Consider the following 20,191-nt stretch of genomic DNA (forward strand, 5'->3'; position numbering starts at 1 on the left):
ACAGCTTTCTGAAGGGAAAAATGGGGCGGCGCAGGGCCGCGCCGGCGGTGCCGGCTCGGCACATGGCGGCTCCGGCGACGGGCCGCCGCTTCACTGTGGATCGGGTGCCCCGAACGGCGGCCCACACGGCCAGTGGTGCGGCCCCGCGGCACGGACGATTGCGGAGCGGGCGGACATTCTCGTGCGTTCGGTGCGACAGCGTTGTTGCTCAACACTAGGTGCATGGGATGCAGAAAACATGCGCCAGATCAAGAGTGCGGCCAGGGCCGCGCTCCGGGCCGCACCGGTGCAGGCCGACCGCCCGCCGCGGGCCGCATGCGAGCGCGCCGGCGCGGCTCGTATGATCCGCGCCATGCCTGCAGCCAAGAAGCCCGCGCCGTCTGCCGCCCCACCCCTTCCCGCCGCCGCCGCCAGGCGCCGCGAGTCCGCCGCGCGCGTCCTGCGCCAGTTCCGCATCGTGTTCAATGCCGTCAAGAGCCACTTCCGCGCCGTCGAGAAGAAGGCGGGGGTCGCCGGGGCGCAGCTCTGGGCGCTGAGCGCCATCCACGAGTCGCCCGGGCTCGGCATGAACGAGCTGGCCGCCGCGATGGACGTGCACCAGTCCACCGCCAGCAACCTCGTGCGCGCGCTGGCCGCGCAGGGCCTGGTGGTGGTCAGGAAGGATGCCGCTGACCGGCGCACCGTGCAACTGCATGTGCTGCCGGCGGGGGTGCGGGTGCTGCGGCGCGCGCCGGGCCCGTTCGCCGGCGTGCTGCCGGCAGCGCTCGCCGACCTCGACCCGCGCACGCTCAGGCGCCTGGAGCAGGATCTCGCGAAGCTGATCGCGACGCTCGACGTGGACGAGGAAGCCGGCTCCATCCCCCTCGGCGACGCCTGAGTCGCTGCGCCGCGGCAGCGGCGCCGCCATGTTCCAGCCGCCGAACGGCAGGGACGCCTTCACGCTCGAGCACATCCCGGCCGCGCCCCGTAGTACATTGCTACAAATGCATCTGGCGACCAACCGGCGCCGGCGACCACTTGCGGACGAAGCGCGCGACCGATGAACACCATCCGTCTTCAACTCAGATTCCTGCTGCCGCTGCTGCTGGCGCTCGGCGGCGCGGCCTACCTCGCGTCGGGGCTGCTCGATCGCCTGACCTGGCAGTGGTTCGCCCGGGACCTCAACAATCGCGGCGCGCTGATCGCGAACACGCTTGCCGACTCGGTGAACGACTCCCTCGTGGAGCGGCGCGGCATGCGCCTGCAGGCGCTGTTCGACCGCGCGGCGAAGGACGAGCGCCTGTTCGCGATCGGCCTGTGCGGCGAGAACGGCAAGCTGATCCGCAAGACTGCCAGCTTTCCGCGCACCCTCACCTGCGGCAGCGCGGACGAGCTTGCCCGGCAGAAGGATCCCCGGTTGCTGGTCGAAGGCGGGCCGGTGTACGTCGGCGTCCACCAGTTGCAGCTCGACAGCGGGCAGAAGGGCTCCCTGGTCCTGCTGCACGACGTCAGTTATGCCGAGCTGCGCAGCCAGGACACCCAGCGCTACCTGCTGATCTTCATGGGCGTGCTCGGCATCGCGGTCGCGCTCATCACCGTGGTGGTGGCGCAATTGAGCTGGCGCGGCTGGGTGTCGGGAGCCCGCGCGCTGCTGCGGGGCGAAGGCCTGCTGCGTCCGGTGAGCGGATCCAGCCCGGAACTGGAGCCGCTGGCGGCGGACCTGCGCGCCAGGCTGCGCGACCTGGAGGACGAATACCGCCGCGCCCAGGGCCAGGAGACCGGCTGGAACCCGGAGCGCCTGCGCGCGCTGCTGCAGACGCAGTTGCGCGGCGACCAGGTGATCGTCGTCTCCAACCGCGAGCCGTACATCCACGACCGGACCGCCGACGGCATCGCCGTCAAGCGGCCGGCGAGCGGCCTCGTCACGGCCGTCGAGCCCGTGATGCGCGCCTGCTCGGGCACCTGGATCGCGCACGGCAGCGGCAGCGCCGATCGCGACGTCGTCGACGCGCACGACCGCGTCGGCCTGCCGCCGGGACACGAGGAGTACGCGCTGCGCCGCGTGTGGCTGACGACCGAGGAGGAGCAGGGCTATTACTACGGCTTCGCCAACGAAGGCATGTGGCCGCTGTGCCACGTGGCGCACGTGCGCCCGGTGTTCCGGGAATCCGACTGGCAGCACTACCGCGCCGTGAACCAGCGCTTCGCCGACGCGGTGGTGGCCGAAGCGCGCAGCGAGGATCCGATCGTCCTGGTGCAGGACTACCACTTCGCCCTGCTGCCCGCGATGGTGCGCGCGAAGCTGCCGCGCGCCACCATCCTGACCTTCTGGCACATTCCCTGGCCGAATCCTGAATCCTTCGGCATCTGCCCATGGCGGCGCGAGATCCTGGAGGGCATGCTGGGCAGCACGATCCTGGGGTTCCACACCCGCTTCCACTGCAAGAACTTCATCGAGACGGTCGACCGCTTCCTGGAGGCGCGCATCGAGCACGAGCACTCGGTGATCGCGGCGGGCGGGGAAGAAACGCTGATCGAGAGCTATCCGATCTCCATCGAATGGCCGCAGGAATCCGAGCGCTCGGGCTGGAAGCCGGTCGAGGCGTGCCGCCGCGCCGTCTTCGCCCGCCTCGGCCTCGCGCGCGACTCGTACCTGGCGGTGGGCGTCGACCGCTTCGACTACACCAAGGGCATCCTCGAGCGGTTCCACGCCGTGGAGCGGCTGCTCGAGAAGCGGCCGGAGTGGGTGGGCAGGTTCAGCCTGGTGCAGGTGGCGGCGCCGACGCGCTCGGCGCTGGAGGAGTACCACTCGTTCCAGGAGCGCATCCAGCGCGTGACGCAGCGGATCAACGCGCGCTTCGGCCGGCCCGGCTACCAGCCGATCCACCTGCTGGCGACGCATCACGACCACGACGCCGTCAACGAGCTGTTCCGCGCCGCCGACGCGTGTCTCGTCACCAGCCTGCACGACGGCATGAACCTGGTGTGCAAGGAATTCGTGGCGGCCCGCGACGACGAGCGCGGCGTCCTGATCCTCAGCCGCTTTGCCGGCGCGGCGCGCGAAATGCGCGAGGCGCTGGTCGTGAATCCGTACCACGTCGAAGAGACGGCCGACGCCCTGCACCGCGCGCTGACCATGCCCGGCTCCGAACAGCGCGAGCGCATGGCGAGCCTGCGCATGACCGTGCAGGAGTTCAACGTCTACCGCTGGGCGGGCCGCATGCTGGCCGACGCCGGCCGCCTGCGGCTGCGCGAGCGGATCCAGGCCCGCGTGGAACGCGGACAGCTCGACGACGAGGTGCCCGCCCGCGGGAGCCGGCGCCTGACCGCGGTGCGCTGAGGCGCGGCTGCCGGGCAGCCCTACATCACTTCCTGCAGGCTCGCGCGCAGGCGGGCGATCGCCTGGTTGTGCAGCTGGCTCGCCCTGGAGGGACTGACTTCGAGGATGCTGGCGATCTCGCGCATGTTCATCTCGTCGTCGTAGTGCAGGCTCAGCACCTGTGCCTCGCGCTCCGGGAGCTGGCCGATGGCGGCGGCGAGCCGCCCGCGGAACTCGCCCGTGAGGAGGATGCGCACCGGATCGTCGCCGTCGTCCTCGTCCGGACCGGCCCGCCGGTCGAAGACGGACCCATCCGAGTCATCGTGCTTCAGGTCCTCGGCGTACACCAGCTGGCAGCCCTGGATCTTCAGCAGCTGCTCGCGGTATTCGGCCAGCGTGAGCTTCAGCTCCGCGGCGATGTCCGCCTCGGACGGCGCCCGCCCGGCGCGCTGCGCCGCAGCCTGGATCGCGCGCTCCACCTCGCGCGCCGATTGCCGCACGCGCCGCGGCGCCCAGTCCATGGCCCGCAGCTCGTCGAGCATCGCGCCCCGGATGCGCTGCGAGGCGAAGGTCTCGAACGATGCCGCCGCGTTCTCCTCGAAGCGGGACCATGCGTCCAGCAGGCCGATGCGGCCGGCCTGGATCAGGTCGTCGAGCTCGACGTTGGCCGGCAGCCTGGCCATCATCTGCACGGCGATGCGCCGCACGATCGGCAGGTACTCGTCCAGCAGGTGTGATTTGTCGATCGTGCCCCGTGCGGTATACATGTGCTGTTCCGGAAAGGTCAGGCGGCGGCTGCGGCAGCGACGGCGGTGGCCGGCGGCCGCACGCCGTCCACGGCAAACGGCGCGGTCCGCTCGCCGCCGGGCTCAAGCAGCGCGGCCGCCAGCAGCCGGAACTGCGCCGCCGCCTGGCTGGCCGGGCGCGCGACGCAGACCGGCTGGCGCAGTCGCGCCGCCTCGCGCACCTGCCCGTCCAGGCTGATGCACCCCAGCGCGCTCAGCGAGACCGCGAGGAAGCGGCTGCTGGTGCGGACCACGTTGGCGATCACGACCTCGGCCTCCCGCGGCGAAGACGCACCGTTGACGACGAAGCGGAAGGTCTGGAGCGCGTGCGCGAACTGGAGGCGCTTGAGTCCCGCGTACGTGGCCGTGATCGAGCCCACGGTCGGCTGCATGACCACCGCCACCTCGTCGGCGAGCCGCGCCAGCGGCGACAGCTGACCCTGGGCGTCGAGCGCGACGTCGATGAGGATCACGCCTTCCGGGCACAGCGCGCGGGCGCTGAACGGCGCCGCCGAAACGGCGGGCGGGGCCGGCAGCACCTGCACGCCGGCCATGGGCCGCGCCGCTGCCGCGGCCAGCGGCATCCCCCGGCCGACGTCGGCCAGCGTTCCCGCGGGCGTCACGCCCCATGCCGCGCACAGCGAGTCCGGCCGCTGCCACTGCTCGTCCAGCACCAGCACCGGCCTGCCGCCCTGCGCGAAAGCCGCCGCCAGGTTCATCGCGGCCGTCGTCGCGCCGACGCCGGCGCACAGCCCGGCCACCGCCACGATGCGGGGACGGCCCGCCGTCAGCAACCGCCGCAGCCCGTCGGCCTGGTCCGCCGGCGCACTCATGCCGGGCTCCCGACCGGGCTGGCTTCCGCGACGTCGGCGGCCAGCGCCTCCAGCAGGGGGAACAGCTTGGCCAGCCCTTCGTACAGGACCGCGCCCGAATGGGGCCGGTCGAGGCGCACCTGGCGCCCGGCCAGTTCGGTGAGCAGGATGCGCGTGCGGTCGGCGCGCTCGCCCTCCAGCTGCAGCAGGCGCGAAGCCGTCGTCGCCACCTGCCCCGCGACCAGCAGCCGGTTCATCATCGCCGGATCGCCCAGCTCGCCCACGCCGCCCAGCAGCGAGAGCCCCTTGGCCGTCAGCCGCATGCAGCCGTCCAGCCTGGCGGCCCACTCCTGCCACTGCGCCAGCCGCTGCGGCGGTACTTCCGGGCCGACGTTCGTGAGCAGCCAGGACTGCTGCAGGATCTTCCCCGAGCCGGCCGCGACCGTGCGCATGAAGACGCAGCGCAGCGGCAGCTGGATGCCGCTGGCGGTCGCCACCGTCACCGGCAACTCGGCCACCGCGCGGCGCGCCGCCTGGCCCTTGCACGTCACGTCCTCGCCGGGCCCGAACTCCGGCTGCAGGCGCGAGAGCGCCGTCGGCTCGCCGCACCCGGCCGGCGTCGCGAGGGTCGTGGCGCTGGCACGGGCGACCCAGCGCAGCCGCTGCTCCTGCCAGGCGACGAGGTCCTCGGCCGGCGCGAGCCGCGGCAGCAGCGCCACCACCGGCCTGCCGAACTCCATCGTGCGCAGCCACTGCACCTGGCGGCCGCCCCAGCGGTCGTCGCCCGGCATCGCCAGCCACTGGTTGGGCGCCGCCAGCGGCAGCCCGGTGCGGTCGGACGCGAGCAGGCAGCTCTCGATGTCGTAGGTCTCCTGCCGCTCGTTCGGATCGAGCCGGGCCCGTCCGCACACGGCCAGCACGTGGGCGTCGCAACTGGTCCCGATCTCGCCGCGGGCAACGTCCGCCAGCTCCTGGAGCAGGCTCGCCACCGGCCGCGCCGCTGCGTCCGCGTCGTTCCACAGCGCCCGTGCCGCGTCGAAGCCGACGTCCGACTGCTGCAGCGCCGCCGCCGCGGCGGCGACTTCCTCGGCGTCGTGGGCCATGGCCCGGATCAGGCGCTGGTACTGCTGGCGCAGGCGGTCGGCCTGGGCCCGCGCACGCTCGATCTCCAGGGCGGCACCCTCGGACGCATCGCCGCCGAGCGGCTCGCAGGTGAACAGGGAGCCCGCCGGCGGCGACCGCAGCACGGCATCGACGAACTGCTCGGGGTCCATGACGGCCAGGTTTTCCGGCACCTTCTGGCCGTCGGACAGGTAGTGCACCGGCAGCCGGTGGCGGATCACGGTGTCCAGCAGGGCGCCGTGCAGCGGCGCTTCGTCCAGCTTGGTGAAGATGCAGCCGACGAGGGCGTTTTCGCGGTCGGCACGCTGGTACGCATAGACGACCTCGTTGAGCGTGTCGCCGTGCGCCGCCGCATTCAGCAGCAGCAGGCGGTTGACGGGGCGCCCGGCGTTGCACAGCATCGCGATCTGGTCAGACACCGACCGGTCCCGCTGGCTCATGCCGACGGTGTCGACCAGCACCATGTGCTTGTCGCGCAGTTCCTCGAGCACCGTCTGCAGGTGGGCGGCGTCCTTCACGGCATACACCGGCACGCCCAGGATCTGGCCATAGATGCGCAGCTGCTCGTAGGCGCCGATCCGGTAGCCGTCGGTCGTGACGAGGGCCATCCGTTCGGCGCCGAAGCGCATCACGCAGCGCGCCGCCAGCTTCGCGGTGGTCGTGGTCTTCCCCACCCCCGTCGGGCCGACGAGCGCGTACACCCCGCCGCGCCCCAGCACCTGCGCCTCGTCCTCCTGGACCGGCACGGCGCGCACGAGCTCGGCGCGCACGAAGGCCAGGCCTTCGGCATAGCTGTGCCCGGCCGGCAGCTTCTCGAGCAGCGCCCGCGACAGGCGGGTGCTGAAGCCACAGCCCAGCATCGTGCGCAGCAGCCGGCCGCGCACCGGGTCGCGCCGCTGCTGGTCGTTCCACACGACGCCGGCCAGCCGCTCCTCGATCATGCTGCGCATCGAATGCAGCTCGCTCAGCACCGAGTCGGGAGCGGACGCACCCGGCGCCGGGCCGGCCGGCAGCGGCGGCGCGGCCGCGGCCTGCTCGACCAGCAGCGCCGTGTCGCCGTCGCCCATGGCGACGACCTCGAAACCGTCGGCATGGGTCCGGCTGGCGAGCACCAGCGCGCCGTCTCCCAGCGCCGCGCGCGCGAGGCGCAGCGCCTGCCTGCTGGTGGGCGCCACGAACCGGCGCGGTGCCGGCGTGACCATCTCGGTTGAATTCAAGCTCTGGCTCCAATGGTGGCCGTGATGCGCAAGGTGCGCGCATCCGGGATTTCTGCGTTCGAAAGGACTTTCAGCTGCGGCAGGCTGCGCCGCAGGAACCGCGACAGCAGCACCCGCAGCGGGTGCTGCACGACCAGCACCGGCGCGATGCCGATCTGCTCCTGCCGCTCGATCGCGGCCTGGGCCTGCCGCACCAGGCTGTCGGCCAGCCCCGGCTCGATGCCGCTGTTGCTGGCCAGGGCCTGCATCAGCACGCGATCGAGGTCAGGCTCGAGGGTGATGACCTGCATCTCGCCGTCACCCGGGAACACCTGCTGCGCGATGGCCCGCCCGAGCGCCAGCCGCACCAGCGAGGTGAGCTCCAGCGGGTCCTTCACGACCGCCGCCTGGTCGGCCAGGACGTCGAGGATGGTGCGCATGTCGCGGATCGGCACCTCCTCCTCCAGCAGGTTCTGCAGCACCTTCTGCAGCGTGCTGATCGTGACCAGCTTCGGCACCAGGTCCTCGGTCAGCTTGGGCGCCTGCCTGGCGATCTGGTCGATCAGCTGCTGCACCTCCTGCCGCCCGAGCAGCTCGGAGGTATGGGTGGTGATCACGTGGTTCAGGTGGGTCGCGATCACGGTGCAGGCGTCGACCACCGTGTAGCCGTACATCTGCGCCTGCTGCCGCAAGCCGGCGTCGATCCACACCGCCGGCAGCCCGAAGGCCGGGTCCTTGGTGCGTGCGCCCGGCAAGGTCCCCGTGACCTGGCCCGGGTCGATCGCCAGCCACTGGTTCGGGAACGCCTCGCCGGTGGCGACCGGCACGCCCTTGAGACTGATCAGGTAGGCGTTCGGCTTGATTTCCAGGTTGTCGCGGATGTGCACCACCGGCACCAGGAAGCCGACCTCCTGGGCGATCTTCTTGCGGATGCTCCTGATGCGGCCGAGCAGTTCGCCTTGCTGGGCCCGGTCGACCATGGGGATCAGGCGGTAGCCGACCTCCAGGCCCAGCGGATCGACCAGCGAGACGTCGTCCCAGGACACGTCGGCATTCTCGGCGGGCGCAGCGCCATCGGCCTGCCCGGTGGCAGCCCGCGCCGCGCCGGCCGCCGCCGCGGCGCCGCGCTGCGCCTGGTGCCGGCCGAACCAGACCAGGCCCGCCGCGAACAGCAGGAAGGCGAAGTGCGGCATCCCCGGGATCAGCCCCAGGATGCCGACGATGCCGCCGGTGAGGTACAGCACCTGCGGATTGGCGAACAACTGGCTCGTGAGCTGGCGGCCGACGTCCTCCTCGGTCGTCACCCGCGAGACCATCACGCCGGCCGCCGTGGAGATCACCAGGGCGGGGATCTGCGCCACCAGGCCGTCGCCGATCGCCAGCAGCGTGTAGGTCTGGGCGGCGGTGCCGAAATCCAGCCCGTGCTGCACCATGCCGACGATCAGGCCGCCGACGATGTTGATCACCATGATCAGCAGCCCGGCGATGGCGTCCCCGCGCACGAACTTGCTGGCGCCGTCCATCGAGCCGTAGAAGTCGGCCTCCTGCGCCACCTCGGTGCGGCGCTTGCGCGCCACGTCCTCGCCGATCAGGCCGGCGTTGAGGTCGGCGTCGATCGCCATCTGCTTGCCCGGCATCGCGTCGAGCATGAAGCGCGCGCCCACCTCGGCGATCCGGCCCGCGCCCTTGGTGATCACCATGAAGTTGATCAGCACCAGGATGATGAACACCATCACGCCGACCGCGAAGTTGCCGCCCACCAGGAAATGGCCGAAGGCCTCGATCACCTGGCCGGCCGCATCCGGCCCCGTGTGGCCGTGCATCAGCACCACGCGGGTGGATGCCACGTTCAGCGAGAGCCGCAGCAGCGTCGTGAACAGCAGCACCGCCGGGAAGGCCGCGAAGTCCAGCGCCTTCATGGTGTACATGCTGACCAGCAGCACCATCACCGCCAGCGCGATGTTGAACGTGAACAGGATGTCCAGCAGGAATGGCGGCAGCGGCAACACCATCATGCTCAGGATCATGATGATGAGGATGGGCCCCGTGAGGCCCTGCATCTTCTGGCCGGAGAAGGCGCCCGGCGGAAGGCGCAGCAGCGCCGCGAGCTGGTTCATGCGGTCTGTACCCCCGTCCACTGCAGGGCTTCGGGAATGACGGGCGCGGCCGGCGCGGCCGGCGCGGCGGCGGCGCCGCCGGCGCGCCAGCGCCGCAGCTGATAGACCCAGGCCAGCAGCTCGGCGACCGCCGTGTACAGCCCGCCTGGGATTTCCCGGCCCAGGTCGGTGTGCCGGTAGAGCGAGCGCGCCAGCGCCGGCGACTCAACCACCTCCACCCGGTGCTCGCGCGCGAGCTCGCGAATGCGCTGGGCCACCAGGTCGGTCCCCTTGGCGACCACCTTCGGCGCCGCCATCGCGCGCTCGTCGTAGCGCAGCGCCACGGCGAAATGCGTCGGGTTGGTCAGGACCAGGTCCGCCTTGGGGACCTCGGCCATCATCCGGCGGCGCGCCAGCGCCTGCTGCTGCCGCTTGATCCGGCCCTTGACGTGGGGATCGCCCTCGGACTCCTTGTGCTCCTGCTTCAGGTCCTCGCGCGACATCCGCAGTTTCTTGTTGAGGGCCCACACCTGGTAGGGCACGTCCACCAGCGCGATCAGCAGCAGCGCCCCGATGATCCACGCGCAGCTGCGCGCCACGATCGCCAGCATGTGGGCGATGCCGGCGGCGGGCGCCTCGCGCATGGCCCCCAGCATGGCGTCCAGGCCATTCCTGATCACGAGGAAGCCGACGATGCCGATCACGAGCGATTTCGCGATCGCCTTGAGCAGTTCGGCCAGGGACTGGGCGGAGAACATGCGCCCCAGCCCGGCCAGCGGATCGAGCTTCTTGAAGTCCGGCGCCAGCGACTTGGGCGCGAACAGCAGCCCGCCCAGCAGCGTCGGGGCCACCAGCGCGGACAGCAACATCATCCCGAGGAAGGGGGCGATCGCCAGCAGCCCCTGGACGGCCATCTCCTGCGCCGTGGCGAGCATCAGCGCCGGATCGAAGGCCACCCCGCGATCGAACGCCAGGCCATGCCGCACGACCGAGCCGACCCGGGCCTCGAGCAGGCCGGCCGTCGTCCACAGGCCGGCCGCGGCGGTGGCGAGCAGGACGAACGTGACCAGTTCGCGGGAGCGGGCGACCTGCCCTTCCTCGCGCGCCTTTTCCAGGCGCCGCGGTGACGGTTGCTCGGTCTTTTCCAGGTCGCTTTCGTCAGCCATTCGGTATGTTCCGCGCCGCGGCGCATGGCCGCGGGGATGGCTGATTATTCGAGGGCCCGCCGCCTGGCAATCGGCCAATCAAGGGTGTCTTGCGCCCCTTGCTCGACCGATCGTCAGAACCCGAGGCTCTCGAGCAAGGCGTCGGCTTCGGCCTGGCTGGACACGCCGGACGAGTGCCCCGGCTTGATCTGCGGGCCGTTCTGCAGGCTGGCCTCGGCTTGCGGCAGGCTGCCCTTGGGCGCATGGTCGACCAGAACCCGCAGCAGCTCGGTCTCCACCTCGCTGATGACGTCCATCAGCTTCTTGATCACCTGGCCCGTGAGGTCCTGGAAATCCTGCGCCATGGTGATTTCCAGCAGCTGGCCGTTGATCGCGGCGGCCGTCGGCGGCACCTGGGCCAGGTACGCGCGGGTGTCCGCCACGAGCGCGTGGGCCGTGTCCAGCTGGTGCGGATCGGCGAACCACTGCGACCAGCGCGCGCCCAGGCCCTTGGCGTCGGCGGCGAGGCGCTCCTGCAGCGGCTGCGCGACGTCGACGGCGTTGAGCACCCGGTCGGCCGCCCGCTCGGTCATCGACGCCACGTAGGCCAGCCGCTCCCGCGCATCGGGGATCGCCTCGGCCGCCAGCGCCACGTGGCGGTCCAGGCCGAGCTCGCGCAGGCCGTCGCGCAGCTGCCGGGTCAGCTGCCCGACGCGCGTGAGGATGCTGGCGGCGTCGGCCGCCTCGGTTTGGGTCTGCTCGTCGCTCATGGTGCCCTCACGCCTTCGCCAGCTTCTCGAAGATCTTGGTCAGCTTCTCCTCCAGCGTCGCCGCAGTGAACGGCTTGACCACGTAGCCGCTGGCGCCGGCCTGGGCCGCGGCGATGATGTTTTCCTTCTTCGCCTCCGCCGTCACCATCAGCACGGGCAGGCTCGCCAGCGCCGCGTCGGCGCGGATCGCCTGGAGCATCGACAGCCCGTCCATGTTGGGCATGTTCCAGTCCGACACGACGAAGCCGAAGCTGCCCCCGCGCAACTTGGCGAGCGCCGCCGCCCCGTCCTCGGCTTCGTCGATGTTGTCGAATCCGAGCTCCTTGAGCAGGTTGCGCACGATGCGGCGCATGGTCGGGAAGTCGTCCACGACCAGGATGCGGATGTTCTTGTCGATCACGTTACCTCCATGTATTTCATACGCGGCTCACCCGCTCGCCGAACGTGCTGAGGTGACCCAGGACCGCGCCGGCCATCTCGTGCAGCGGCCGGACCTCGTTGACGGCGCCGAGTGCGATGGCTTCGCGCGGCATGCCGAAGACGATGCAACTCGCTTCGTCCTGCGCGAACGTGTACGCCCCGGCCTGCCGCATCCGCGCGAGTCCGGCCGCGCCGTCGCGCCCCATGCCGGTCAGCAGCACGCCCACCGCGTTCACGCCGGCGTTGCGGGCGACCGAGTCGAACAGCACGTCGACCGAGGGGCGGTGCCGGTTCACGGCCTCGTCCTGGTTCAACTGGGCCACGTAGTTGGCGCCGCTGCGGCCCAGGGCCAGGTGCCAGCCGCCGGGCGCGATGTAGGCATGGCCGGGCAGCACCCGCTCGCCATGCTCGGCCTCCTTGACCTGGATGCGGCACAGGCTGTCCAGCCGCTGCGCGAACGACCGGGTGAAGCCGGGCGGCATGTGCTGCGCGATGAGGACCGCCGGCGAGTCGGCGGGCAGCGGCTGCAGCACCTCGCGGATCGCCTCGGTGCCGCCGGTCGACGCGCCGATGACGATCAGCTTCTCGGTGCTGAGAAAGGGCTTGCGCAGGGGCTCGATGCCCGCGGTCGCGACAGCGGGCGCAAGGGCCGCGCCGCGCGGCGGGACGGCGCGCACGCGAGCGCATGCGGCGGCCCGGATCTTCTCGCCGATCTCGTCGGCGTACTGCAGCAGGCCGTCGCGCATGCCCAGCCGCGGCTTGGTGACGAAGTCGACCGCGCCCAGTTCCAGCGCCCGCATCGCGATCTCCGAGCCGCGCTCGGTGAGCGACGACACCATCACGACCGGCATCGGCCGCAGGCGCATCAGTTTCTCGAGAAACTCGAGGCCGTCCATGCGCGGCATCTCGACGTCCAGGGTCAGCACGTCGGGGTTGAGCGCCTTGATCATGTCGCGCGCGACCAGCGGGTCGGCCGCCACGCCGATGACCTGCAGGTCCGGCTGGCTGTTGATGATCTCGGCCATCACCTGCCGGATCAGCGCCGAATCGTCGACGCACAGCACGGTGATCTTCCTGGTCACAGGGAAGCCTCCGCCTTGCGGGCCTCGAGGTCCCGAAGCTGGGCAACGGCGGCCCGCTCCGCGCCGGCGCGGGCCGCCGCCAGGCCGCGCAGGAGTTCGGCCTCCTGCGTTTGCACCTGGTCCACGTCCTGCGCCGCGCGCAGCTTGCGGACCACGACCTTCCCGCTGTCGGCCATGAAGCCGACGCGCCGGGCATGGTTGCCACCGAGATCCTGCGCGTAGAGGTTGATTTTCTGCTCCTGGAGGTAACGCAGCACGAACTCGGCGTTGCGGTCGCCGACGTTGAGGAACGGCATGCCGGGCAGCACCGCCGCGCCGCCGAACACCTTCGCCTGCAGCCGCTCGCGCCGCGCGCCGGCCTTCACCAGCTCGCGCACCAGCGTGTCCATCGCGTGCGTGCCGTAGCGCATCGCATCGGGGTCGCCCGGCCCGCACTGCGCCTCGTCGGGCAGCATGAAGTGGTTCATGCCGGCCAGCCCGGCAAGCGGGTCGTGCAGGCAGGCGGCCACGCAGGAGCCGAGCACCGTGAGCATGACGGTGGCCTGGCTGGTGACGTAGTACTCGCTGGGCAGCAGCTTCACCGCCGCGCGGCCGAAGTCGCGGTCGAAGTAGTGGCGCGTGGCCACCGGCCCGGGCAGCTGCGGCGTCAAGCGCGGTCTCCGGCGCGGACCGGCGCCAGCGAATACACGGTCTGGCCGGCCGAGCGGAAGCAGGGGCTGACCAGCGACGCGTTCTCGGAGTGGCCGGCAAACAGCAGCCCGTGCGGTTTGAGCAGCGGCACGAAGCGCTCGAGGACGCGCTTTTGCGTCGGCTTGTCGAAATAGATCATGACGTTGCGGCAGAAGATCGCGTCCTGCTGCTCCTTGACCGGCCACGACGCGTCCAGCAGGTTGAGCCGCTCGAATCGCACCAGCGCCCGCAGCTCGGGCCGCACCTTCACGTAGCCGGCGTTCGCGCCCACGCCGCGGCTGAAGAAGCGCTTGAGCCGCTCCGGCGACAGCGCACCGACCCGCTCCTGGCGGAAGATGCCAGCCTCGGCCCTGGCCAGCACGTCGGTGTCGATGTCCGTGGCGAGGATGCGGGCCGCCGTGGCACGCTCGCCGATGGCCTCGAACAGCGTCATGGCGATCGAGTACGGCTCCTCCCCCGTCGAGGCGGCGGCGCACCAGATCGCGAGCGGCTGGCGGGAGGCCTGGGCCAGCCGCGCCAGCACCGGGAAGTGGTGTTCCTCGCGGTAGAACGAGGTGAGGTTGGTGGTCAGCGAGTTGATGAACAGCTGGCACTCGGCGCTGCCCTCCGCGCTTTCCAGCAGGTCGAGGTAGCCCGCGAAATCCGGCAGGCCGAGCTGCCGCAGCCGCCGCGAGACGCGGCTGTACACCATCTCCCGCTTGTGCGAGCCCAGCGCGATCCCGGCGTGCCGGTGAATCAGGGCACGGATGCGCGCGAAATCGCGCTCGGTCAGTGGAAATTCAGCGGTCACGGCGAGGACGGAACATCGGAGCGTCAATGTACCCAGGCCATCCGCCGGGCAATGGCCGGATCAGAGCGGGAAAAGGGCTCCAGATCCGCATTTCAGCAGGCGGCGTCGGCACGGCCGATCTCCTGCGACCAGGCGATCGCCGCCAGGTGCGCGGCGTTCACGTGGGTGGCCCCCATGCACAGCCGGTCGGCGATGGCTTCGGCCTCGCCGCCTCCCGCTTCGACGGCCAGGGCGAGTTCCAGGAACGGGCCATAGATGCCGCCGCGGTCGGCGATCGCCTGCTGCACGGGCTCCCCAAGCTGCACCTTGGCCAGCAGTTCCGCCATCGGCACCCCGAGCAGTTCCTCGATGACGGAGAACATCCCGGCGAGGAACAGGTTGTCGGCGTGCCGCGGCCCGAGCAGCGCCTGGCCCAGGAGCTCGACGAAGCGGCCGCGGATGATCGCCTTCTTCATCAGGAAGGCCGGTTTCGCCTTCATGTCGGTGGTGGCCAGCAGCATCGACAGCCACCGGAACAGGCGCGCGTAGCCCAGCATGGCGACCGCGTGCCGCAAGGACTCGATCTCGACGCCACTGCCCACGGCCGGGGAGTTGATGTGGCGCAGGAAGCGGTAGGTGATGGCCGCGTCGTGCTTGAGCGCGGCCTCGATCTCGCGGATGTCCTCGTTGCGCTGCACCATCTGCAACAGCCGGATGATCAGCATCGACTCCGGCTCGAGCGACGGCCGCGCGGCGAGCGCCGGGGCCGCCACGTCGGGTTGGACCAGCACCGGCACGCGCCGGCTCGCGCAGGCGTCGAACCCGGACCAGTTCTCCATGCGGGTGGCCACCGGCAGCATCGGCTTCCTGCCGATCGAGCGGCTCGCGGCGAGCAGCGCGGGGTCGCCCGCGTCCACGTCGAAATGCGTGGCCAGTTCGCAAGCCTCGTTGTCCGGCGCCAATGTGCCGCTGACCATGTGCCCGAAGCCCTGCGCCCGCAGCTGCCGCAGCAGCGGCAGGGTGTCCGGGTGCTCGAAATCCGCCGCCCGCCAGCACAGCACGACGTTCTTGGGCGGCAGGCCGCACCAGTCGAGGCGGGCGAGCGCCTGCGGGGTGACGTCGAACAGCAGTCCCATCTTCGCCATGCCCCACTGCCCGTGCCGGTCGATGAAGCCGCTGGCGACCGTGGCGACGAGCGCCTGCAGGCAGGCGGCGGCGTCGCTGGCCTCCTGCGAGCGCACCGGCCGCCAGGCGAGCCGGTAGCCGATGATCTGCTTCTTCGGATCGAGCAGCCATTGATACGACAGCACCCCGGTCCCGTCGGGCGGCACCGGCGCCGCTGCGTCGGCGACCGGCTCGATGACGGTCGGCAGCGCCGACACATCGGGCGTGCGTCGCAGGGATTGGCGAATCATCGAGAGGACCACGGCGTTGCTCCTTGCTGGTTGGCGTCAGGCGGTGGCGACGTCGCGCCGGGCGGCGGCGGCCAGCACCTGCTCGCTCGCCGCGCAGGCGCCTTGCAGCCGCTGCATGGCCGGCACGTCGAGGATCAGCGCGACGCTGCCGTCGCCGAGGATGGTGGCGGCCGAGATCCCCGGCACGCGGCGGTAGTTGGTCTCCAGGTTCTTGACGACGACCTGGTGCTGGCCGACGAGCTCGTCCACCAGCAGCACCAGCCGCGAGTCGCCGACCTGCACGATCACCAGGATGCCGTCCAGGAGTTCGGTGTTGGCGTCCGGCACCAGGAACACCTGGTGCAGCGCGACCAGCGGCAGGTACTCCCCGCGCACCCGGACCACGTGGCGGTCGCCGGTGATCGAGTGCAGGTGCTCGGGCGAGGGCTGCAGCGACTCGACGACGCAGTTCAGGGGCAGGATGTAGATCTCGCGGCCGACCCGCACCGACATGCCGTTCAGGATCGCCAGCGTCAGCGGCAGCACGATGCGGGTGGTGGTGCCCTGGCCGGCGCGCGACGTGAGCTCCACGTGCCCGCCCATGGCCTGGATGTTGCGCTTGACCACGTCCATGCCGACGCCGCGGCCGGAGATGTCGGTGACCACTTCCGCGGTGGAGAAGCCGGGCGCGAAGATCAGCTGCCACACTTCGTCGTCGGACATCTCGTCGCTCACGGGCAGCCCCTGCTGGCGTGCCTTGGCGAGGATCTTCCCGCGGTTGAGGCCCGCCCCGTCGTCGGTGACCTCGATCACGATGTTGCCGCCGCGATGCTGCGCCGCCAGCAGCAGGCGGCCGGTCGGCTCCTTGCCGGCGGCCAGCCGCTGCTGCGGCGTCTCGATCCCGTGGTCGAGGCTGTTGCGAACCAGGTGGGTGAGCGGGTCGACGATGCGCTCGATCAGGCCCTTGTCGAGTTCCGTCTCCTTGCCGGAGGTCTCCAGCCGCACCTGCTTGCCGGTCTTCGCGCTGAAGTCCCGGATCAGGCGCGGATAGCGGCTGAAGACCGAGTCCATGGGCATCATCCGGATCGACATCACCGATTCCTGCAGGTCCAGGGCGTTGCGCTCCAGGTGTCCCAGCCCGCTCAGCAGCCGCTCGTAGAGCACCGGATCGAGCACCGAGGCGGCCTCGGTGAGCATCGCCTGGGTGATCACCAGTTCCCCGACCAGGTTGATCAGCTTGTCGACCTTGCCGACGTCGACGCGGATCGACGCGGCGTCCCGGCCGGACGCTGCCGCCGGCTTCGCGGCAGCGGCACCGGGATCGGGCGCCGGTTGCGGGGCGGCGCCGCCGGGAACGTCGGCGGGCGTGGCAGCGCCGGCCGCCGGTTCGAACCTGATCTGGTCCGGCTCGATGAGGAAGCAGCAGACCGCCTCGATGTCGTCGGGCGTACAGGAGGTTTCGAGTTCCACCCGCAAGGCCGGCCCTTCGCCGCGCGTGTCCAGCACCCGGCCGAGGTTCGCCAGTTCCTGCAGCAGCAGCTCGCGGTCCTTCCCGGACAACCGCTCGAAAGCGATGCCCAGCACGCCGGAGCGGCCCGGCGCCGCGGCGCCGGCCGCGGCGGGCGCCGCGCGGGTGACGGGCGGGCCCGCGGCCTGGTCCAGCCCCCGCAACTGCCCGCAGATGTGCGCCACCGCCGTGGCGTCCGGCTCCTCGCCGGCGCTGTAGGCGGCCAGTTGCTGGCCGAGCGCGTCCTTGGCCTGCAACAGGACGTCGACGATGGCGGGCGTGAGCGCGAGCTGGCCGGTGCGGGCGCGGTCCAGGTGCGACTCCATCAGGTGGGTCGTCTCGGCCAGCGCCTGGAAGCCGAACGTGGCGGCTCCGCCCTTGATCGAGTGGGCGGCGCGGAAGATGGCGTTGAGCTCGTCCGCGCTGGGCGCGCCCGGGTCGATGGCGAGCAGGAGCTGCTCGGCCTCGGCGAGCAGCTCCGCCGCTTCGACGAAGAACGCCTGTGAAAACTGCTGGATGTCCATGGTTGCTTCCCTTCCTCCTATCGGCGCAAGACGGGCGCGCCGGCGTCGACGTGGTGTACCGCGGCCGGCAGCGGCATGGGCGTCGGCCCGGGGCCCGGCAGCACCGGGAACCCCGGCGGCGCGTCCGGCAAAGGGGCGCCGCTGTTCTCGCGCTCGATGCGCTGCTGCGTGCGTGCGTTGAGCACGATGATGCTGATGCGGCGGTTGACCGGATTGTTCGGCTCCGCCTTGTCCAGGTGCATGCTGTCGGCCAGTCCCATCACCCGCAGCACCTTGGCCTCCGACAGCCCGCCGGCCGCCAGCTCGCGCCGCGACGCATTGGCCCGGTCGGCCGACAGCTCCCAGTTGCTGTACGCCTTCTCGCCCATCGCATAGACGATCGAGTCGGTGTGCCCGGCCACCGTGATCTTGTTCGGCCAGTTGTCGAGCATCGGCGCCAGCTCGCGCAGGATCGTCCGCATGTGCGGCGCCACCGTGGCGCTGGCCAGGTCGAACATCGGCCGCTTTTCGCTGTCCACGATCTGCAGCCGCAGGCCCTCGGTGGTGATGTCCACCAGCAGCTGGGAGCGGAACTGCTGGAACACCGGGTCGTCGCGCAGCAGCTGCTCCAGCCGGTCCCTGAGGTCCTGCACGTCGCGGCTGTCCTCGCGCACGTCGGCGTACGCAGCCTCGCCCTCCTTGGTCGCGGGGTCGGCCCCGCCACCGGGAATGACGCTGACGCTGGTGCTGCTCTTGTCGCCGCCTTGCAGGGCCACCTTCAGCGGCATCTTGAAGTGCTCGGCCACCCCCTTGAGCTGCTTGGGCGTGGCGCTCGAGAGCAGCCACATCACCAGGAAGAAGGCCATCATGGCCGTCATGAAGTCCGCGTACGCGATCTTCCAGCCGCCGCCGTGGTGCGCGCCGCCGTGCGCGCCATGCCGCTTGCGGATGACGTGCACTTTGCGTTCCTTGTCCAAGGCGGCTTCTCCTAGGCGGCCGCCGGCGCCTGGCCGGCGGCCAGCACGATGAACAGGTGCGCACGCTGCAGCGGCTCGTCGTGGCCGGTCTGGAGCACGGTGCGCACCAGCTCGCCCATCCGGAATCCGCACAGCAGGCCCCTGGCCGAGGACAGCGTGAGGATCTCGGGGACGGCCAGGCGGCCGATGAACTGCGCCTGCCCGCGGTCGATGCCCAGTTGCAGCATGGCGGCGGCGCGGTCCTCGCGCAGCAGCTTTTGCGCGAGCAGCAGGTACGCGATGTTGAGGTCGGTGATCTCGTTCTCGACTTCCGGGGAAAACATTCGTGGCTCCGCGAGTGCGTCAATGTGTTGAGCGGCCCGGCCGCATCGCCTGGTCCGGCTCGATGGAGCGCGCCACGCGCGCGTCCACCCTCGCCACCCACGCCATCACCTCGGCCACGGCCAGGTACAAGGCCGGCGGAATCTGCCGGTCGAGGTTCACCTGCATCAGCAGGCCGACCAGCTCGCCCGATCCATGCACGTACACGCCGCTGCGGCGGGCGGTGCGGATGATCGCCTCGGCGGTGACGCCGTAGCCCTTCGCCACCACGACGGGCGCCTTGTCGCGGTCGGCGTACGAGAGGGCGACCGCCGACGGCCGCGGCTGGACGTTGCCGCTCACGGCGCGCCCCGCATCCCGATGGCGATCCGCGGCAGGTCCAGTCCCAGTGCCTCGATGCGCTCCTGCAGCTCGCCTGCCCGCTCCCGCAACCGCGGCGCGGCCCCATCGCCGACCTCGAGCGCGGCCGCGAGGGTCGTGCCGGACAGGCGCAGCCGAACGTCCACGACGCCGAGGTCCGGCATGGCGAGCGACAAGGTCGTCGTCCACGAGCGCACGGCGCCCGCCGTGTCGTCCCCAGGGGGCGAACGGTCTTCCTCGACCCGCCACTCCAGCGGCACGCCGGGCCACGCCTCGCCCCGCCACTGGAACACGCCCGACGCCAGGAGGTCGAGCTGCTGCGACACGACGGCGCGCGCCTGGGGATGCACTACGCCCGCCGTCGCGCCGGCGGCGGCCTCGGCGGGCGCACCCGGGCCGGTGCCGGCCGGGCGCGCCGTCGCCGGCGCCTCGGCCGCTGCCGTCGCCATCGGCAGTCGGGCCTGCGGCTCCAGTTCGAGGTCGGACCGCGGCAGCAAGCCGGCGGTGAAGGCGGCCAGGTGCGATTCGTAGAACAGGCCGCTTGCCGACAACGCCATCGCCAGGCTGCGGGCCAGCGCCTGCGGCACGGTGGCGGCGCCAAGCGGCGCCAGCGGGGCACCGCCCTTGACCGGCTGCGGCGGCGCCGCCAGGTCGGCGAGCAAGGCGCTGATCGCGCGGGCCGCGGTGGAGAGCTCGTCGGCCGCTGCGGACATCGGGGTGACCGCCGGCGTGCCCGCCGGCATGCCGGCGGCCGCGAACAGCAGCCGCGCCCGCGCTGCCTCCGACTGGATGCGCACGTCATTGGCCACGGCGGCCACCTGCACGGCGGGATCGAGCCCCGGCACGACCGACGCCGAGGGCAGGCGCACCAGGTCGGAACGCTGCGCCAGCTTGTCCGCCACCGACGTGTCGACCAGTCCCGTGACCCCGCTCATGGTGCCGGC

General features: G+C 71.4%; 18 protein-coding genes. 2 read left to right on the forward strand and 16 right to left on the reverse strand.

The window, feature by feature from the left end; all coding sequences use genetic code 11:
• The first annotated feature begins 352 nt into the window (after positions 1 to 352).
• Positions 353 to 877: a MarR family winged helix-turn-helix transcriptional regulator gene (locus tag RAMLITH_RS09950; RefSeq protein ID WP_168107257.1), complete on the forward strand. Its 525-nt coding sequence runs from the start codon at positions 353 to 355 to the stop codon at positions 875 to 877.
• Between the two features lie 162 nt (positions 878 to 1,039).
• Positions 1,040 to 3,319, forward strand: coding sequence for an alpha,alpha-trehalose-phosphate synthase (UDP-forming) (locus RAMLITH_RS09955; protein WP_168107258.1), 2,280 nt, complete (start codon positions 1,040 to 1,042; stop codon positions 3,317 to 3,319).
• Between the two features lie 20 nt (positions 3,320 to 3,339).
• Here the strand turns inward: RAMLITH_RS09955 and fliA are convergent, their stop codons facing one another.
• The 16 genes from fliA to fliK form a co-directional block, all read right to left on the reverse strand.
• Positions 3,340 to 4,065, reverse strand: a complete 726-nt coding sequence (gene fliA, locus RAMLITH_RS09960) for an RNA polymerase sigma factor FliA (protein WP_168107259.1) — start codon at positions 4,063 to 4,065, stop codon at positions 3,340 to 3,342.
• 17 nt (positions 4,066 to 4,082) lie between these two features.
• The gene (locus RAMLITH_RS09965; RefSeq protein ID WP_168107260.1) at positions 4,083 to 4,916 is read right to left on the reverse strand and encodes a MinD/ParA family ATP-binding protein; all 834 of its coding nucleotides are present in this window, start codon (positions 4,914 to 4,916) and stop codon (positions 4,083 to 4,085) included.
• On the reverse strand, positions 4,913 to 7,234 hold the full coding sequence (flhF, locus tag RAMLITH_RS26050) for a flagellar biosynthesis GTPase FlhF (protein ID WP_420376901.1): 2,322 nt from the start codon (positions 7,232 to 7,234) through the stop codon (positions 4,913 to 4,915). The genes RAMLITH_RS09965 and flhF overlap by 4 nt, the downstream gene beginning before the upstream one ends.
• On the reverse strand, positions 7,231 to 9,330 hold the full coding sequence (gene flhA, locus RAMLITH_RS09975) for a flagellar biosynthesis protein FlhA (protein WP_168107261.1): 2,100 nt from the start codon (positions 9,328 to 9,330) through the stop codon (positions 7,231 to 7,233). The genes flhF and flhA overlap by 4 nt, the downstream gene beginning before the upstream one ends.
• Positions 9,327 to 10,475, reverse strand: coding sequence for a flagellar biosynthesis protein FlhB (gene flhB, locus RAMLITH_RS09980; protein WP_168107262.1), 1,149 nt, complete (start codon positions 10,473 to 10,475; stop codon positions 9,327 to 9,329). Before flhB ends, flhA begins: the two co-directional genes overlap by 4 nt.
• 113 nt (positions 10,476 to 10,588) lie before the next feature.
• The gene (gene cheZ / locus RAMLITH_RS09985) at positions 10,589 to 11,224 is read right to left on the reverse strand and encodes a protein phosphatase CheZ (RefSeq protein ID WP_168107263.1); all 636 of its coding nucleotides are present in this window, start codon (positions 11,222 to 11,224) and stop codon (positions 10,589 to 10,591) included.
• Between the two features lie 7 nt (positions 11,225 to 11,231).
• The gene (gene cheY, locus RAMLITH_RS09990; RefSeq protein WP_168107264.1) at positions 11,232 to 11,624 is read right to left on the reverse strand and encodes a chemotaxis response regulator CheY; all 393 of its coding nucleotides are present in this window, start codon (positions 11,622 to 11,624) and stop codon (positions 11,232 to 11,234) included.
• A 16-nt stretch (positions 11,625 to 11,640) separates the two neighbouring features.
• Positions 11,641 to 12,726 carry a chemotaxis-specific protein-glutamate methyltransferase CheB gene (locus tag RAMLITH_RS09995; protein WP_168107265.1) on the reverse strand — a complete coding sequence of 362 codons (1,086 nt, stop codon included), beginning with the start codon at positions 12,724 to 12,726 and terminating at the stop codon, positions 11,641 to 11,643.
• A complete protein-coding gene (gene cheD / locus RAMLITH_RS10000; RefSeq protein ID WP_238344127.1) occupies positions 12,723 to 13,376 on the reverse strand; it encodes a chemoreceptor glutamine deamidase CheD in 654 nt (217 codons plus the stop codon). Before cheD ends, RAMLITH_RS09995 begins: the two co-directional genes overlap by 4 nt.
• On the reverse strand, positions 13,373 to 14,206 hold the full coding sequence (locus RAMLITH_RS10005; protein ID WP_168107266.1) for a CheR family methyltransferase: 834 nt from the start codon (positions 14,204 to 14,206) through the stop codon (positions 13,373 to 13,375). The genes cheD and RAMLITH_RS10005 overlap by 4 nt, the downstream gene beginning before the upstream one ends.
• Before the next feature lie 92 nt (positions 14,207 to 14,298).
• The gene (locus tag RAMLITH_RS10010; protein ID WP_337786139.1) at positions 14,299 to 15,612 is read right to left on the reverse strand and encodes an EAL and HDOD domain-containing protein; all 1,314 of its coding nucleotides are present in this window, start codon (positions 15,610 to 15,612) and stop codon (positions 14,299 to 14,301) included.
• Between the two features lie 24 nt (positions 15,613 to 15,636).
• Positions 15,637 to 17,610 carry a chemotaxis protein CheA gene (gene cheA, locus RAMLITH_RS10015; protein ID WP_168107267.1) on the reverse strand — a complete coding sequence of 658 codons (1,974 nt, stop codon included), beginning with the start codon at positions 17,608 to 17,610 and terminating at the stop codon, positions 15,637 to 15,639.
• A 17-nt stretch (positions 17,611 to 17,627) separates the two neighbouring features.
• Entirely contained in the window at positions 17,628 to 18,566 is a 939-nt protein-coding gene (gene motB, locus RAMLITH_RS10020; RefSeq protein ID WP_168107268.1) for a flagellar motor protein MotB, read from the reverse strand.
• An 11-nt stretch (positions 18,567 to 18,577) separates the two neighbouring features.
• Positions 18,578 to 18,889 carry a flagellar transcriptional regulator FlhD gene (locus tag RAMLITH_RS10025; protein WP_168107269.1) on the reverse strand — a complete coding sequence of 104 codons (312 nt, stop codon included), beginning with the start codon at positions 18,887 to 18,889 and terminating at the stop codon, positions 18,578 to 18,580.
• A 19-nt stretch (positions 18,890 to 18,908) separates the two neighbouring features.
• The gene (locus RAMLITH_RS10030) at positions 18,909 to 19,229 is read right to left on the reverse strand and encodes an EscU/YscU/HrcU family type III secretion system export apparatus switch protein (protein WP_168107270.1); all 321 of its coding nucleotides are present in this window, start codon (positions 19,227 to 19,229) and stop codon (positions 18,909 to 18,911) included.
• Positions 19,226 to 20,182 carry a flagellar hook-length control protein FliK gene (gene fliK / locus RAMLITH_RS10035; protein WP_168107271.1) on the reverse strand — a complete coding sequence of 319 codons (957 nt, stop codon included), beginning with the start codon at positions 20,180 to 20,182 and terminating at the stop codon, positions 19,226 to 19,228. The genes RAMLITH_RS10030 and fliK overlap by 4 nt, the downstream gene beginning before the upstream one ends.
• Positions 20,183 to 20,191: the final 9 nt, after the last annotated feature.

Source organism: Ramlibacter lithotrophicus (assembly GCF_012184415.1).
GTDB lineage: Bacteria > Pseudomonadota > Gammaproteobacteria > Burkholderiales > Burkholderiaceae_C > Ramlibacter > Ramlibacter lithotrophicus.